Source organism: Bacillus pretiosus, assembly GCF_051294775.1.
In the GTDB taxonomy this organism is placed as follows: domain Bacteria; phylum Bacillota; class Bacilli; order Bacillales; family Bacillaceae_G; genus Bacillus_A; species Bacillus_A wiedmannii.
This window is the reverse complement of the sequence record NZ_JBPPHF010000002.1, coordinates 276263-292754: the sequence shown is the minus strand read 5'-3', so window position 1 is coordinate 292754 and position 16492 is coordinate 276263. Positions and strand designations below refer to the sequence as shown.

Annotated in this window: 17 protein-coding genes and 2 other annotated features; of the genes, 3 read left to right on the top strand and 14 right to left on the bottom strand. The window is 36.2% G+C overall.

What is annotated here, in order from left to right:
• Positions 1–87 precede the first annotated feature (87 nt).
• Positions 88–459, top strand: a complete 372-nt coding sequence (locus tag ACSG5Z_RS09725; protein WP_137011417.1) for a DNA-binding protein — start codon at positions 88–90, stop codon at positions 457–459.
• A 38-nt stretch (positions 460–497) separates the two neighbouring features.
• Positions 498–854, top strand: a complete 357-nt coding sequence (locus ACSG5Z_RS09720) for an ammonia permease (RefSeq protein ID WP_087985375.1) — start codon at positions 498–500, stop codon at positions 852–854.
• Between the two features lie 21 nt (positions 855–875).
• Here ACSG5Z_RS09720 and ACSG5Z_RS09715 read toward each other — a convergent pair whose 3' ends face one another.
• Positions 876–2675 carry a DHA2 family efflux MFS transporter permease subunit gene (locus ACSG5Z_RS09715; protein WP_087985376.1) on the bottom strand — a complete coding sequence of 600 codons (1800 nt, stop codon included), beginning with the start codon at positions 2673–2675 and terminating at the stop codon, positions 876–878.
• Positions 2676–2687: 12 nt separating this feature from the next.
• Positions 2688–3341, bottom strand: coding sequence for an HlyD family secretion protein (locus ACSG5Z_RS09710; protein WP_001071411.1), 654 nt, complete (start codon positions 3339–3341; stop codon positions 2688–2690).
• A gap of 297 nt (positions 3342–3638) precedes the next feature.
• On the opposite strand from ACSG5Z_RS09710, the gene ACSG5Z_RS09705 reads away from it, so the two are divergent.
• Positions 3639–4256 (top strand): TetR/AcrR family transcriptional regulator, encoded by a 618-nt coding sequence (locus ACSG5Z_RS09705; protein WP_048544339.1) that lies wholly within the window; start codon positions 3639–3641, stop codon positions 4254–4256.
• Positions 4257–4296: 40 nt separating this feature from the next.
• Here the strand turns inward: ACSG5Z_RS09705 and ACSG5Z_RS09700 are convergent, their stop codons facing one another.
• The 12 genes from ACSG5Z_RS09700 to ACSG5Z_RS09645 form a co-directional block, all read right to left on the bottom strand.
• Positions 4297–5382: a M42 family metallopeptidase gene (locus ACSG5Z_RS09700; RefSeq protein WP_048544341.1), complete on the bottom strand. Its 1086-nt coding sequence runs from the start codon at positions 5380–5382 to the stop codon at positions 4297–4299.
• Between the two features lie 69 nt (positions 5383–5451).
• Complete coding sequence (locus ACSG5Z_RS09695; protein ID WP_435711360.1) at positions 5452–5943, bottom strand: dUTP diphosphatase; 492 nt, start codon at positions 5941–5943, stop codon at positions 5452–5454.
• 469 nt (positions 5944–6412) lie between these two features.
• Positions 6413–6769 carry a 50S ribosomal protein L20 gene (gene rplT / locus ACSG5Z_RS09690; protein ID WP_001138364.1) on the bottom strand — a complete coding sequence of 119 codons (357 nt, stop codon included), beginning with the start codon at positions 6767–6769 and terminating at the stop codon, positions 6413–6415.
• A 37-nt stretch (positions 6770–6806) separates the two neighbouring features.
• Positions 6807–7007: a 50S ribosomal protein L35 gene (rpmI, locus tag ACSG5Z_RS09685; protein ID WP_001125946.1), complete on the bottom strand. Its 201-nt coding sequence runs from the start codon at positions 7005–7007 to the stop codon at positions 6807–6809.
• Positions 7008–7028: 21 nt separating this feature from the next.
• The gene (gene infC, locus ACSG5Z_RS09680; protein WP_000973214.1) at positions 7029–7532 is read right to left on the bottom strand and encodes a translation initiation factor IF-3; all 504 of its coding nucleotides are present in this window, start codon (positions 7530–7532) and stop codon (positions 7029–7031) included.
• 62 nt (positions 7533–7594) lie between these two features.
• Positions 7595–7715: a sequence feature (ribosomal protein L20 leader region), on the bottom strand.
• Between the two features lie 210 nt (positions 7716–7925).
• Positions 7926–9863: a threonine--tRNA ligase gene (gene thrS / locus ACSG5Z_RS09675; RefSeq protein WP_000786074.1), complete on the bottom strand. Its 1938-nt coding sequence runs from the start codon at positions 9861–9863 to the stop codon at positions 7926–7928.
• Between the two features lie 47 nt (positions 9864–9910).
• Positions 9911–10140 (bottom strand) — a binding site (T-box leader).
• A 31-nt stretch (positions 10141–10171) separates the two neighbouring features.
• The gene (gene ytxC, locus ACSG5Z_RS09670) at positions 10172–11053 is read right to left on the bottom strand and encodes a putative sporulation protein YtxC (protein WP_087985377.1); all 882 of its coding nucleotides are present in this window, start codon (positions 11051–11053) and stop codon (positions 10172–10174) included.
• A 278-nt stretch (positions 11054–11331) separates the two neighbouring features.
• Positions 11332–12270 carry a primosomal protein DnaI gene (gene dnaI, locus ACSG5Z_RS09665; RefSeq protein ID WP_000400114.1) on the bottom strand — a complete coding sequence of 313 codons (939 nt, stop codon included), beginning with the start codon at positions 12268–12270 and terminating at the stop codon, positions 11332–11334.
• A gap of 33 nt (positions 12271–12303) precedes the next feature.
• The gene (locus ACSG5Z_RS09660; RefSeq protein ID WP_087985378.1) at positions 12304–13710 is read right to left on the bottom strand and encodes a replication initiation and membrane attachment family protein; all 1407 of its coding nucleotides are present in this window, start codon (positions 13708–13710) and stop codon (positions 12304–12306) included.
• A 151-nt stretch (positions 13711–13861) separates the two neighbouring features.
• A complete protein-coding gene (nrdR, locus tag ACSG5Z_RS09655) occupies positions 13862–14323 on the bottom strand; it encodes a transcriptional regulator NrdR (protein WP_001203687.1) in 462 nt (153 codons plus the stop codon).
• Between the two features lie 285 nt (positions 14324–14608).
• Positions 14609–14992 (bottom strand): adenosylmethionine decarboxylase, encoded by a 384-nt coding sequence (gene speD / locus ACSG5Z_RS09650; RefSeq protein ID WP_002003660.1) that lies wholly within the window; start codon positions 14990–14992, stop codon positions 14609–14611.
• Between the two features lie 387 nt (positions 14993–15379).
• Entirely contained in the window at positions 15380–16408 is a 1029-nt protein-coding gene (locus ACSG5Z_RS09645) for a glyceraldehyde-3-phosphate dehydrogenase (protein WP_097844335.1), read from the bottom strand.
• Positions 16409–16492 lie beyond the last annotated feature (84 nt).

The following is a 16492-nucleotide window of genomic DNA, read 5'->3' as shown; positions in this document are numbered from 1 at the left end:
CTATCAATTTATACATATTTATTAATAATATCCAAAATAAACCTCATGTAGTAAAATATAACTGATTACTATAGAAGGAGACTACATATGTTGAGCTTACTTTGGGTTGTTTATATGCCACTTCTTGTTTTATGCGGATTGTTCGGTGGTATTTTTTTAATTGTTACTAGCATGAAACATCGTAAATTATTTGTTGGTTTAATGGGGCTACTTAGCTTCTCCTTTGTCACACTACCTTTTGTTTTTTGGGGCATGGGAGTGGATAGCAATACAATCCTCCCTATTTCAACAACTTTATATTGGATACTGTTTTCTTTAACTGGATTATTAGCAGGGATAAGTGGAGTCCAAACCAAAATTAAAAGTATACGTAATATGGGATTCATTATTTTCATCGCTGGTATATTAGGGGTTACCTTCTGGTTACTCATGACTGTAGGTGATTCATACTATATATAATATTTTTTAGAAACCCATAAATCGGAGGTAATACAAAAGTGTTCGGAATATTAACTTGGATGATTTTCGCTCTTACTTTGATGTTATGCGACTTCATCGTTGGCATTTTTTTAATTATTGCTGGTATTAAATGTCGTAAATCACTTACTATTATGGCTGGTTTGATTAGTATATCGCTTATCTTTGTTCCTATCATTTGTATAGGTTATGGAATAGATTTAGAGGGGATTGTTCCAATTTCGGGAACTTTATATTGGTGTTTCTTCTCTTTGGCTGGACTATTAGCTATTATAAGCGGAAGACAAATATCCAGTATTCGTGCTATGGGAATGGTTTTATTTATAACAGGGCTGTGCTCCGTAACTGGTTATCATTTTTTATATTTAACTCTTTAAACAGACAAAAAAGCAGGGAAATTAATTCCCTGCTTTTCTATTTGGTTTATTGCCTGATGGTAAGAAGAACGATAATACCCAAGCAATCCCTGCGAGTATCGTCGCAATTAAGAAGGCATCGTTAATACCGTTAATTGCAGATAACTTCGAAATTTGTCCAAATAATAGTTGCGTGCTCATCGCATCTCCTGCTTGCGCTGATCCAGCAATCGCTGCTAAACTTTGCCCCATGCCGTGTACTTTATCAACTAAAATTGGGTTTGACGTTGTTAACATGTTGCCGTAATCTGCTACGTGAGCAGTCGTTTGCTGCGTCATAAGTGTGATTAAAATCGCTGTTCCAATTGAACCAGCTACTTGTCTTGACGTATTTTGCGTTGCTGTACCGTGAGAAATTAATTTCATCGGCAGTGCGTTCATACCTGCTGTCATAATTGGCATCATAATGAATGACATACCAATCGAACGTATAATATAATCCGTCATAATAACGCTATACGGTGTATCCATCGATAACGTTGTGAATTCATATGTCGCAAACGTTGTAATGGCTAAACCGACAATTGCTAACGGACGAATACCATACTTATCAAATAGTTTACCTGCAATAGGTCCCATGATCCCCATAATTAATGATCCTGGAAGTAGTAATAAACCTGATTCTATCGGTGTGAAACCGCGAATGTTTTGCAGATATACCGGAAGTAATAACATACCTCCGAATAATGCCATCGTAACAATTGCATTAATTACTAAAGTAAAAGTAAATACTGGGTATTTAAACACTTGTAAATCAAGCATTTTATTGTCCGTTGTTAGCTCTCTCCAAATAAATACCGCAATACCTACTACACCAATGATAAGTGAAATAACAACCTCTGCACTAGTCCAACTATTATTTCCTGCTTCACTAAATCCGTATAATAAGCTACCTAGTCCAATACTTGAACTAACAACACCGAATACATCTAACTTCGTTTTAGATACCGGCTGAGCTAGTGTAAAGAATTTTAAAGATAGGAATGTAATAATTAAACCGATAATAAACATCGCATAGAACATTAAGTTCCAGCTATAGTTTTCAATCACCCAGCCCGTTACAGTTGGTCCGATAGCTGGTGCTAAAATCATCGCTACACCTAGTAATCCCATCGCTGCTCCGCGCTTATGAGGCGGGAATAATGTCATGAAAATATTCATACCAACCGGCATTAAAATACCCGCACCCACCGCCTGAATAACGCGGCCCGTCATCATCATTGTAAAATTTCCTGAAATAGCACAAATGATAGATCCTACCGTGAAGAATAACATTGCCGCTACGAATAATTTACGATACGTAAATCGTGAAACTAAAAAGGCACTAATCGGTACTAAAATACCATTTACAAGCATGAAACCTGTAATTAACCATTGTGCTGTTGAAGTTGATACGTTAAATTCGTTCATTAACGGAGGCAATGCAACGTTAATAATTGTTTGGTTTAAAATAGAAACGAACATGCCGAGAATTAATACAGCTACAACTGCTTTTACGTTCACATTTTCTACAGGCGTAGACATTTGTTTTTTCGGCGCTTCTTTTTCTTGTTTTACTTCTTCTTGCTTTCCTGTTTCTAACTCAACTACATTAGAAATTTCTGCTTCTTGCTTTCGTTCAATTTCTTTCTCTTCTGTTTCTACCTTACTTACTTCTATTTTATTTACGGCTGGGACTTGTTCTTCTCCCACGTTCGTTTTTTTCTTTCGTAAAAGACGATTTACAAGGAAGAAGACGATTATACAAAATAGTGCATATCCTGCAATTGCAATTGAGGACATCTCATCTCCCCCTTACTTATGAATACGAACTGACACATTCATTCCAGGAACAATATTTACTGATTTACTATGATCTAAAGAAATTTTAACTGGTACTACTTGTGTTACTTTCGTATAGTTCGCTGTTGCGTTGCTTGATGGTAACATAGAGAATGTATTCGCTGTTGTTAATCCAACTTGCTCTACTTTTCCTGATAAAGTTGTATCTGGGTATGCATCTACATACACATCTACATCTTGACCTTTTTGTACATCGTCAACATCTGTTTCTTCAATGTTTGCTGTTACCCATAAATTGTTCATATCAAATGCATAAGCAATTGGGCTACCTGCTCCAACGAAAGCATTTGTTGTTGCATTTGATTGCACAATTGTTGCATTTTGTGGAATTGTTACATCTACTGTTTGTTCTCCATTTGCTGCCGCTACAGTAACAGCACCTAATTTATCATTTTCATTGTAATTCTTTCCTACTTCAGCTTTCCAGTCAGTTAATTTACCTGCTACTGGTGATGCAATCGGAATTACCTTTCCATCAATTTTTGCATTTTCTGTTTTTAAATAATTTTCCGCTTGATTGTAATAGTAATAACCGCCAATACCACCGCCAACTAGTACAATTAATGTGATAATGTTGATAATCACCATTCTTCGAAACTGATTCATTGCATTCCTCTCCTTATATCGCATATAATTTTTTTCTAAACTATTTACGTCCTTATTGTTTAGATTGTTTAATTGTTAATTATATTAACTTTTAAACAAAAAAATCACACCATCTGCGGTGTAAATTGAAATTTATCTACCTGCGAGCGGTGCTGATTTCTGAAGGACTATCGTTTATAATTATAAATAATTATTTTGAATCTACAACCGACAATTTAAGTATGAAATGTCGCTTAAACAACAATATAATACCTATATGTTGTTTAAGTATAGAAAATTAAACGAGGGGAAGTAAAAATGTCTATTAAAAATACAAATGATCCACGTGTAAAGCGGACGAGACAACTCATACAGGATGCTTTTGTCGCTTTAGTAGGCGAAAAAGGATTTGATGATGTAACTGTTCAACATATTGCAGAACGTGCTCCTGTAAATCGCGCTACGTTTTATAGCCATTACCATGATAAATATGACCTATTAGACAAAAGCATTGAAGAAATGTTAGAGAAGTTAACAGAAGTTATTAAGCCGAAAAATAGAAATAAAGAAGATTTTCAACTTACATTTGATTCACCACATCCGACATTTTTGGCTTTGTTCGAACATATTGCAGAAAATGTGAACTTCTATAACGTTATGCTTGGTGATAAAGCCGCTGGAAACTACTCTTATAAAATGATGAAAACAATACAAACACATTTAACATTAAGCCTGTCTATTTCACAGCCAGATGATAAAGATCTTATGGTTCCTCGTGATATTTTAATTAGTTATGTGACAGGAGCTCATATCGGGATGATTATGTCATGGTTAAAAAGAGGGATGATTTATACCCCGCATTTTATGGCTATGCAATTAACTCGTTTAATCATTTTAGGTGCTCATACTGCTGCAGGATTAGAACGACCTTTTTAAAACATAAAAAAGCGAAGGAAAATCTCCTTCGCTTTTTCTATTAATTAAATGTAATGTTATGTACAGCCTCTTTATCAAGACGTTTAATAACTTCTACAATTAACTTCACTGCATTTTCATAGTCATCACGGTGTAACATTGCCGCATGAGAATGAATGTAGCGCGTTGCAATCGTAATTGCCATAGACGGAATACCATTTGCAGAAATGTGAATTGCGCCTGCATCCGTTCCACCGCCCGCTACTGAATCATATTGATACGGGATTTGTAATTCGTCAGCAACATCAACTACAAAGTCACGTAAACCTGTATGTCCAATAACAGAAGCATCATATAAAATGATCTGTGGTCCATCACCCATTTTACTTTGCGCTTCTTTTGCCGTTACACCTGGTGTGTCACCAGCGATACCAACATCTACTGCGAATGCTATATCTGGTTTAATATAGTTCGCAGATGTTTTCGCACCACGAAGACCAACTTCTTCTTGTACAGTCCCTACGCCGTATACAACGTTTGGATGCTTTTCATCTTTTAATTGTTTTAATACGTCAATTGCAATTGCACAACCAATTCGGTTATCCCATGCTTTTGCAAGTAACATTTTTTCATTTTTCATCACTTGGAATTCAAAGTAAGGTACAACTTGATCGCCAGGTCGTACGCCCCACTCCATTGCCTCTTCTTGGCTAGAAGCACCAATATCGATGAACATGTCTTTAATTTCAACTGGCTTTTTACGCGCTTCTGGAGGTAAGATGTGTGGTGGTTTTGAACCAATTACACCTGTTACATCTCCTTTACGCGTTACAATTGTCACGCGCTGCGCAAGCATAACTTGTGACCACCAGCCACCAACTGTTTGGAAACGAAGGAAACCTTTGTCATCAATTTGCGTAATCATAAAGCCAACTTCATCTAAATGACCTGCAACCATAATTTTCGGGCCGTTTTCTTCCCCTATTTTTTTCGCAACTAAACTTCCTAAATTATCAGTAGAAAGTTCGTCCGCAAACGGCTCAATATATTTCTTCATTACTTCGCGTGGTTCACGCTCGTTACCCGCAATACCACGTGCATCTGTTAATTCTTTTAGCATTGTCAATGTCGCGTCTAATTTTGTCATTGCCAACACCCTCCTTTTTCTTCAGTCACTTCATTATACAAAAGGAAATTGAAATATTCAAAAATTAAATCAGTATCCTTGTGTTTGACGCTGATGATTTACTTCATTTTTATCTAAATATGCCTTTTCAATTTCTTCTTGCTCAAACTCTAGCGCTTGTCCAAGTCGAAGGTAGCTTGTAAATAATTCAATATAGTTCGTAATAGATGGTTGATCTGTAAAACGAATTACTTTCGCATATGTGTCTAAGAAAATTTCTACTTGTGTTTTATTCGTTTGTGCACATTTATAGAATAGGAAGTTTTTATCAATACCTAAATCAATTCCGATTGATAAAATAAAATGCAAGCCATCTACGTATTCTTCTAATATTACTTCACGTTCTGATGCTGGTTTGTTGCTCCAATATTTAAAACAACGTGTTTCATTTGCAAGTTCTCCAATTTCTACAAGAAGAGCTAACATTTTTTCTTTTAACAACTTTTTCTGTTGTAAATCATGCTCTTTCACAATACGGTCATCTAATTCTTTTTGTAATTTAAATAGTTGTAGTAAGTCCATTCTATTGTCCTCCTCCAACATCGCATTTTACGCAACAATGTTGTTTCATCTCAAAGTTCATTATTATTTTTCGTTTCTTATTAATAAGTCAGCCATTTATCTCTTTACAAAATAGCTTGTCCTTAATTTACAAATACGTTTCAATCATCACTATTAGATTGTTCACTCCGATTGGTGATAGTTAATCATTATCCGGGGATTGTCCACTGATAAAAAATTTATTTTATCTGATGAAAGTTCCATATCATCTTTCCATTATAGCAGTGTCGTTTCAGGTAGGAAAGATACTCTTCTTTCCAAAGGGGGATAATTGAAAAAAGCCAGGAGAATTCTCCTGGCTTCATATATATATTCTTCTATATCGCTATAGCTTTTATATTGATTTTGTCATATCGATAACGACATACTTCTCTTTGCATACAAATAAAAAACCTTAGAAGAAAAATCTTCTAAGGTTTCAACTAATTAATTAGTTAATGTTGTTTTTTGCAACTGTTGCTAATTCAGCGAAAGCTTTTTCGTCATGAACAGCTAAGTCAGCAAGCATCTTGCGGTTAACTTCGATGCCAGCATTTTTAAGACCGTGCATTAAACGGCTGTAAGAAAGACCATTCATACGAGCTGCTGCGTTGATACGTGTAATCCATAATTTACGGAAGTCACGTTTCTTTTGACGACGGTCACGGAATGCATACATTAAAGATTTCATAACCTGTTGGTTAGCAACCTTGAATAATGTACTCTTAGAACCGTAGTAACCTTTTGCTAATTTTATAACTTTTTTACGACGTTGACGAGTAACTGTACCACCTTTTACTCTTGGCATAATATTACCTCCTAATTGTTCTATATATCAGCCGAACTTATTTTAAGTTGTCAAGCATTTGACGAATGCGTTTGAAGTCACCAGCGCTTACTACACCAGCTTTACGTAGTTTACGTTTAGCTTTTGTAGATTTGTTAGCGAATAAATGGCTTGTATAAGCATGAGAACGTTTCAGTTTACCTGATCCAGTCTTTTTGAAACGCTTTGCAGAGCCGCGATGAGTTTTTTGTTTAGGCATAGGTATTTCCTCCTCTATCTATTACTTATCGTTTTTCGGTGCTAAAACTAAGAACATACTACGTCCTTCCATTTTAGGCTTAGATTCAATTGTACTAACTTCAGCACAAGCTTCTGAGAAGCGATCTAAAACACGTTGACCGATTTCTTTATGAGTAATGGCACGTCCTTTAAAGCGAATTGACGCTTTAACCTTGTCGCCTTTCTCTAAAAACTTGATAGCATTACGAAGTTTTGTGTTAAAGTCGTGTTCATCAATTGTTGGACTTAAACGAACTTCTTTCATGCTAATTACTTTTTGATTTTTGCGCTGTTCTTTTTCTTTCTTCTGTTGCTCAAAGCGGAATTTACCGTAGTCCATAATGCGGCATACTGGCGGTTTCGCATTTGGAGCAACTAATACTAAATCAAGATTAAGATTTGCAGCTAAGTCTAAAGCGTCATTACGAGACTTGATTCCAAGTTGATCGCCATTTGCACCAACTAAACGTACTTCACGTGCACGAATTTGCTCGTTAATCATCATATCCTTGCTAATAGTAAGCCACCTCCAAGGTTTTTTCAGAACATCTTTTGTAGTCATAGAACCCGACAAAAAAAGTGCGGGCATACGACACCCACACTTGTAAATTCTTAAGTAAGAAATACATTTACCTGTAAACTGCGAATGCGTCCATCAGGTGAGAAGCGGGTGCTTCTACTTGTTCCACAAAACAATATTCTATTATCCTTGATGAGTTTATCATAGGACATGACGTCTGTCAAGAAGACGCTATGTGTTTTACTAACAACAAGAAATATTGTAACAAACAACTAACATACTTGCAATACTTTTTTATGATAAGTATAGTTTGGTTATTTTTTCTAGTTTTTCTTTTTTATAATACATACGAAAGCCGCGGTATACCGCGGCTTTGTCTTATCGTTTTCCTTCTACTTTAATCATATCAACAAAAGCATCTAATGCAATTGTTTCTGATTTTTGTTCACCATATTTACGTACGTTTACGCCGTTTTCAGTTACTTCATTGTCACCTACTACAAGCATGTACGGAATTTTTTGCATTTGTGCTTCACGGATTTTGTAACCAATTTTCTCTTCACGAGTATCTAATTCAACACGGATACCAGCACGACGTAATTCATCTTGTACTTTCTTCGCATAATCTAAATGTACTTGCGGAGAAACTGGAATTACTTGCGCTTGAACTGGAGCTAACCAAGTTGGGAATGCACCTTTGTATTCTTCAATTAAGAAGGCTACGAAACGTTCCATAGTTGATACAACACCACGGTGAATTACAACTGGACGATGTTGTTTACCGTCTTCACCAACGTAAGATAATTCAAAGCGTTCTGGAAGTAAGAAGTCTAATTGTACAGTTGAAAGTGTTTCGTCTTTTCCAAGAGCAGTACGAACTTGAACGTCAAGTTTTGGACCGTAGAATGCCGCTTCACCTTCAGCTTCATAGTAATCAAGACCCATTTCATCCATAGCTTCTTTTAACATACCTTGTGCTTTTTCCCACATCTCATCATCAGCATAGTACTTTTTAGTATCAGCTGGGTCACGATAAGATAGACGGAATGAATAGTTCTCTAAACCAAAATCTTTGTACACTTCTAGAGTTAAGTTTACAACACGTTTTAACTCTTCTTTAATTTGATCTGGGCGAACGAAAATGTGCGCATCGTTTAAAGTCATTCCGCGTACACGTTGTAATCCAGATAATGCTCCAGACATTTCATAGCGGTGCATTGTTCCAAGTTCCGCAATACGGATTGGTAATTCACGGTAGCTGTGAATATCATTTTTATAAACCATCATGTGGTGAGGGCAGTTCATTGGACGAAGAACTAACTCTTCATTATCCATTTCCATTGATGGGAACATACCATCACGGTAGTGATTCCAGTGACCAGAAGTTTCATAAAGCTCTCTGCTTCCTAGTACTGGAGTGTATACGTGATCATAGCCTAAGCTTGCTTCTTTATCAACGATGTAACGCTCGATAATGCGGCGGATAGTTGCACCTTTTGGTAACCAAAGTGGTAAACCTTGTCCTACTTTTTGGCTATTAGTAAATAGTTTTAATTCTTTACCTAATTTACGGTGATCGCGCTCTTTCGCTTCTTCAAGCATACGTAAGTGCTCATCTAATTCTGCTTTCTTAACGAATGCAGTACCGTAAATACGTTGTAGCATTTTATTATTGCTATCGCCGCGCCAGTAAGCACCTGCAACGCTTAATAATTTAAATACTTTAATTTTCCCTGTAGATGGAAGGTGAACACCACGGCAAAGGTCGAAGAATTCGCCTTGCTCGTAGATTGAAATAACTGCATCTTCTGGAAGATCGTTAATTAAATCTAATTTTAACTCATCGCCGATTTCTTCAAAGCGACGAAGTGCTTCTGCACGTGGCACTTCATGACGAACGATTTCTAAGTTCTCGTTCACAATTTTTTGCATTTCTTTTTCGATTTTCTTGAAGTCTTCAACTGTAATTGCTTCTTCCATATCAATATCGTAGTAGAAGCCATTTTCAATCACTGGACCAATGCCGAGCTCAAGCTTAGCATCTTTATATAAACGTTTTAACGCTTGTGCTAATAGGTGGGCTGTTGAATGGCGTAAAATGTATAAGCCATCTTCAGAATCTAATGTAATAATAGAAACTGCACCATCTTCTTCGATTGGTGTAACAAGATCAATCATCTCATCGTTTAATTTTCCAGCCACAGCTTTTTTCTTTAAGCCTGGGCTAATAGAAGCTGCGATTTCTTCAGTTGTTACGCCTTTTGGAAACTCCTTCACAGCTCCATCAGGGAAAGTAATTTTAACTACATCTGCCATCACTGGTCACTCCTCTTTTTTTCAAAATAAAAAACACTCATCCCGTAAAAAGGGACGAGTGTTGAATTCGTGGTTCCACCCTTGTTCCAATTAACATTATTGTTAATTGCTCAAGTTCAACATAACGGTGTTGTCCGTTAGCAATTACTAGAAAAAAACGTTCACTGCTAAAGTTTAGAGGTGGTAAGTAATAATCCCGTACTAGGAAGCTCACACCCTAAGGCTTCCCTCTCTGAAAATCGTAGAAAACTACTCATGTCCTCATCATGACATTTCAATATATTTCATTTATGTAGGTAATTATATGCTCAAAAACTTAGAAAATCAAGGGCGTTACCTTTATTTTTTAAATTTTTCACATTGCGCTCAAACTCATGTAATCCATGTAATTGGACCCGTTCTTGAAATACATTTCGCAAAGTAATAATCATATTATGGTCTTGTTCTTTCGTATATAAATAAATTTTTTTCGGCGAAATAGAAAGAAGTGGTGCAATTACTTTCGTATCAATATATACATCCTTTTGCTTTAATAATTCCTCGTCTATATATTGGACCAATTTCTCCTGTTTTAAACGTCTACCTTTATCATCATAGAAAATAAAACTTTCATCAAAAATAAGATGCACACAGGACAAACGTGATTTTCGGCTGCGCACTTGTTGCCTTAGCGTCTCAATAAACATTTGATATTCTTGTTCCAACTTATACTCATCAATCGACAATTCAGCAAGCTTAGCTACCATTTCCCTATATGTACGAAGGCGAAAACGAACATATGATGAAAACGAGAACGAAAGCGGATCACAAAGCCAGTTATTTAAAGAAGATTTAATATATGATTCAAATGTGTGACGTGTTAATTCACGAGCAATCCCTTTTCTTCTTCCCTTTAAAATCTCTTGTGCCATATGCAATATTTGATGACACTCTTCCTCTTCTTCATAAAAAAACTTCTCTTTTAAGATTGTATAAATCCACTTATTTTGCTTTACATTCACAATGAAATATACCATTACCGGCAATAAAATCTTTTCAATATAATTCGATTCACATACTGGTATGTGAATCACCACTTTTTGTTCCTGTAAATACACACTCGTTTCCTTATATAACAGTTCCGCTCTTTTCAATAGTTGTCTATATACATGCATAGCATCATTTTTTTCTTCGAAGCAAATTTCAATCACTTTTGTCCCCCCTTTTATCCCTGCTCTAAAGGATTGTATCTATACGTTACAAATCCTATAAGAGTCCGTCCCGCGTGAAGTTCACTCTTAGTAGAATTACATTTCCTATCGTTAGAAAATCCACTCAATATGGCTTGCTAATTTTATATATATTAAGGGAGGGAGAAAAAAATGATACAAGCTACAATGAATTTTCTATAAGAAGTTTTTCGTTTTGCAATTCACCTATTCTGAAAAGTGTTCAAAACGAAAAAAGAGCAAGCTTTTCAGCTTACTCTTTACTTATGACGTCGGTTTTTCCCGCCAATCGGAATTGGCTTCGCTAAATATTTAATTCGTTCCATAATACGCGCTGCTTTCATTTGTTCTGCTTCACCACGCTGTGTATACGTTAAATGATGTTCCAATTCCTTAAAATCAAAGTTAGACGTAAAGAACGTCGGTAAGTTTTCTAACATACGGAATTGCAAAATGGCACCAAGCACATCGTCACGCACAAAACTTGACATCGCTTCTGCTCCGATATCATCTAGCATTAAAACTTGTACGCGTTTCACCGCATCAATCTTTTCCCCAATCGAATTATCTTGAATCGAACTTTTAATTTCACGTAAAAATTCAGGGAAGTATACGAGCATCGAACTTATTTTCTTTTGAGCAAGTTCATTCGCCATTGCTCCTAACAAATACGTTTTCCCTACACCAAATTTACCGTACAAATATAAACCTTGTACTTTTTTACCAGGTTCATATGTACTTAAAAATTCATTAGCTGCACCAATTGCATCAATACGCGCATCTAAATCTGAAGGATCTAAGTTTTCCATCGTTGCCTGTAAAATGTCAGTTGGCATATATACACTTTGAACGAGTTTTTCATATTTCTTTCTCTCGTCATATGCTACTTTTCTAACGCAACGATCGTATTGAATATCAATCATCTTCCCTTGGATAACGAGCTTTGGCTCATATCCTTGCAGCATGTTTTTACACGAACCTAGATCCGGACAATCCGCACAACCTACACTTTGTCCAATATATTCGTATAACTTCACAAGGCTGCGCTCAATCATAGAAGTTGTTACTTCACCTTGATGTTCGTCTATAAATTCTTTCACACGCGGATGCGCCATTACTTCCGCCTTTAATACTTCATATCTATTTTTAAAATTTTTATTTTCCATTAACTTTGCAAATGAATTTTGAATATGCTCCATTTTCTCACCTCAAAGAGCGTTCATTCTCTTCTATTAATCACGCTTATATTTTTTTAACACTTCTTCTAGTCGTTTTCGTTCATCATCTAACGTACTTGCATCTTTTTTCTTACTTACATCTTTCTTCACTGTTTCTTTCTCTTGTTCTTTCGGCTCTTCTTTCAGCCAATCTGGTACCATTTCTTTTCTTATCGTTTTCTTCGACGTACGGCCTTTTTTCTTCGTCTCAGCCCATTCTTGATATTGACGGTTTTCTTCTTTCGCTAACGCCATTGCTTCAGCTACTGTACCGACCTTTTTACGTGCCCAATGCCCAGCAATTTTCTCCACATACGTTTTCGCAAGCTTCATATCTGAGCGTAGCATAACGTAATAAATAAGTACATTCACAACACCTGGCGTTAATTTTTGATTGATCATTACATCTTCAACGATCTGCAAGTCAGCCTTTGTCGCCTCTGCACCACCAGAGATTTCTTTTAATAGTTGTTTTGGTGAGATTTCCTCTAACTGTTTTATTAACATCTCTTCTTGTGTAGAAGGCTCTTTTCCTTCCATCATACGTGCAGCGTGAGGTTGTACTCTTTCACTTAATACAGGTAACGCTTGACCGTTTTCGAACTGATACCAATCACGTGCTCCTTTTCTAAGCCTTTCGGTATCAATTGTCTGCATCTCTGTCACCGTACCAAGAACGATATTTTGCATCGATAACACATCTACATCATACACGTAAGCAAGTGTAATGACACATTCTCGCACTTGATCTGTAATCGCCTTTTTAGGGACAAGAGCGGACAAGCCATCTACAAATAAGGAGAAATCAAAGAAATCATTCCAAACTTTTGGAGCGTCTCCCTTCTCGTTACTTGGCATAGCTGTCGTTTTTGGAATACGAAGATCTTCTTGCGCATGCTCAAGCTGTCCTGGATTAAACGAACCAAACACATCATTGAAAGAACGCGTAACATTTTCATAAGAAGCAAAATCAAATTCTTCTTCTAAGAAATATTGCTTTACTTGATTATATTTTGTCCGACTCAATCGATTGTATAAAAAGATGCTTAACACAATATCATCAAAAAACTGCTTCGGAGATAAAGGTGGTTGCAATTCATATATAAACATTCGAATATCTTTTTCTTTCTTAATATATACCTTCAAAAGCCCAATTGCTTCTAACTTTACTCGTTCCTCATATATTTCGGGAAGCTGCATCTGCATGGTCACCATAAGGGAATGATGTGTATTCTCTTTTCCAAACACACGATCTTGCTCTAACTCTCCCCATAGCGTCATGTACAAACTAAAAGCTCTACTACCTATTAACGGCTGATACAACATCGTTAACACTTTTCGGTCGTAATTATGCAATAACCCTTTCGCACTTACTTTATAACGATCAATTGGCAATAGCTCCATCCATGACTGTTTTTCCATTCTTGCTTTTCCTTTCTCTCATCCAATCTATCCTCTACTTCATTCGTTCTATCTTCATTATATAATTGCTTAGCGAAAAAGAGCTATTAGCTTTCGCTTCTAGCTCTCTTATCTCATTACTACGGTATGTAAAGAGAATAAAATACAACTTCTACTCTCTTTCTTTTTGCAGTATATCTTTTAATTCTTCAATAAATACATTTAAATCTTTAAATTGGCGATATACAGAAGCAAAACGTACGTAAGCAACATCATCAATATCACGCAGTTCTTCCATAACAATTTCACCAATCATATCACTTTTCACTTCTGATATACCTAAATTACGAAGTTCACGTTCCACACTTTGAGTTACTTCTTCTAATTGTCTTAAAGATACTGGTCTTTTTTCACACGCTTTAATTAAGCCGCGCAAAATCTTTTCTTTATTAAATTCTTCTCGTGTGCCTTCTTTTTTTACAACGATAAGAGGTGACTCTTCTACTCTTTCAAATGTCGTAAAGCGACTTAAACAACTTTCACACTCTCTCCTTCTTCGAATAGAGCGCCCCTCGTCTACCGGACGCGAATCTAACACTCTTGTACCATTATGCGAACAGGATGGACAACGCAATATATTCACTCCTTTACACTATACTCTTTATTTTTTCTCTACTTACTTCATCTGACAATATATATACAATATTATATAACTCATTCTAACTCTCTTACCACTTTAAGTTTAAGCACATTATTTTATCATCTCGTTTTCAAAAATAAGATGGTAGATGGGGTACTAACTTATTCGTAAGAGCTCAATTTATCTCACTAACGAGTACGTTATATTTTTCCTTTTTTATAAACTAAAAAAGAGGTGCATTATACACCTCTTTACATTTTAAATCAATTATGTTCTTTTTTAAAGAGCTTTTGTTTCTCTCTGCTTAATTTCGAAGCTACCAGTGCCTCGAGGAAGCTCGATGCTCTCACGCGTTTTCGCGTTTAAACCTTCTGCAATATATTCTGCAGCAACATTTGGATCAATACGATCCCCACAAGTATAAACATCAATACTTGCGTAACCGTGCTCCGGAAAGCTATGAATTGTTAAATGTGATTCCGAGATAATTACTACTCCACTTACACCTTGTGGTGCAAATTTATGGAAAGCAACCTCACGCACTTCAGCACCAGCTCTCAGTGCTGCATCCACAAATAATTGTTCAATATACGGCATGTCATTAAGCTTGTCGAAATCGCAATCCCAAAGTTCAGCGATTACGTGACGACCCATCGTATCCATAGTATCCATTCTACAGTTCCCCCTTGTAAATTTATTCTAACTGTTCGAATTGAAAACTAATTTGCAATTTGGCTTGCTCCACTACCACGGGGGAAAGTTAGTCCAGAGAGGTCCTAACCCTTTAAGTAGTGACTACGTACCTCAGCTCTTAAGTTTACGAGTGTTAGTATACTTTGTTTATTTTCATTTTGCAACAACAGTTTTTTCGATTTTCTGTCATATTTTCCTCTTTACTTTTCCCTAAAAAAAATAAATGATTCACAAATACAGTAATCACAACGTTTCGTGGTATGTCCACTTTCAAAAATATACTCCTATAATTTTTTTCCTTTTCAGAAAAAAATAAAAAAAGAGGGCAAATATTCACTTGCCCTCTCCCTTATTCACTTAAATATGTTGCACATTTTTTTGTTTCGCTAATTCGTCAACAACTAACGTTACAAGATCTACAACACGACGAGAGTAGCCCCACTCGTTATCATACCAAGCAAGTACTTTCACTTTACGATCACCCATTACCATTGTAGATAAACCATCAATAATAGCTGAGTGTGTATTTGTATTAAAGTCAATAGATACTAAAGGCTCTTCGCTGAATTCTACAATGCCTTTTAACGCACCGTTTGCAACAGTTTTGAATGCTTCATTAATAGCTTCAACTGTCACATCACGTTTTACATCTACTACTAAGTCAACAAGAGACACGTTTGGCGTTGGTACACGAAGTGCCATACCATGAAGTTTTCCGTTTAAGTGCGGAAGAACTTTTGCAAGCGCTTTCGCGGCACCTGTCGTTGTCGGAATGATTGATTGTCCGCAAGCACGCGCTCTTCTTAAATCTTTATGTGGGTTATCAATATTTTTTTGGTCATTTGTATAAGCGTGAACAGTTGTCATTAAACCGTTTTCAATTCCAAACTGCTCATCTAACACCTTAACAACAGGCGCTAAACAGTTTGTTGTGCAAGATGCATTTGAAATAACAGTATGTTTTGCAATATCTAATTGGTCTTCGTTCACACCAACTACAATTGTTACATCTTCATTTTTACCAGGCGCTGTTAAAATAACTTTTTTCGCTCCAGCTTCAACATGAAGAATTGCTTTTTCTTTTGAATTAAATTTACCAGTTGCTTCAATTACAACTTCAACACCTAAATCTGTCCAAGGCAATTCCTTTGGATCGCGGTTGTTTAAAAGGCGAATCATTTTCCCATCAACTAACAAGTGATCTTCAAATGCTTCTACTGTTCCGTCAAACTTGCCGTGAACTGTATCATATTTAATTAAATGTGCTAACGTTTCAGATGGATAGCTTGCATTGATTGCTACAATTTCGAATGCGCTTTCTTTTATTGCCTGACGAAATACCATTCTCCCAATACGTCCAAATCCATTAATTGCCACACGAGTCATAATATGTTATCCCCCTTGAATGCGTTATACTATTTATCTCCAATCCCAATAATAGTATAACACAAAAAGGGGATATGTCACTAA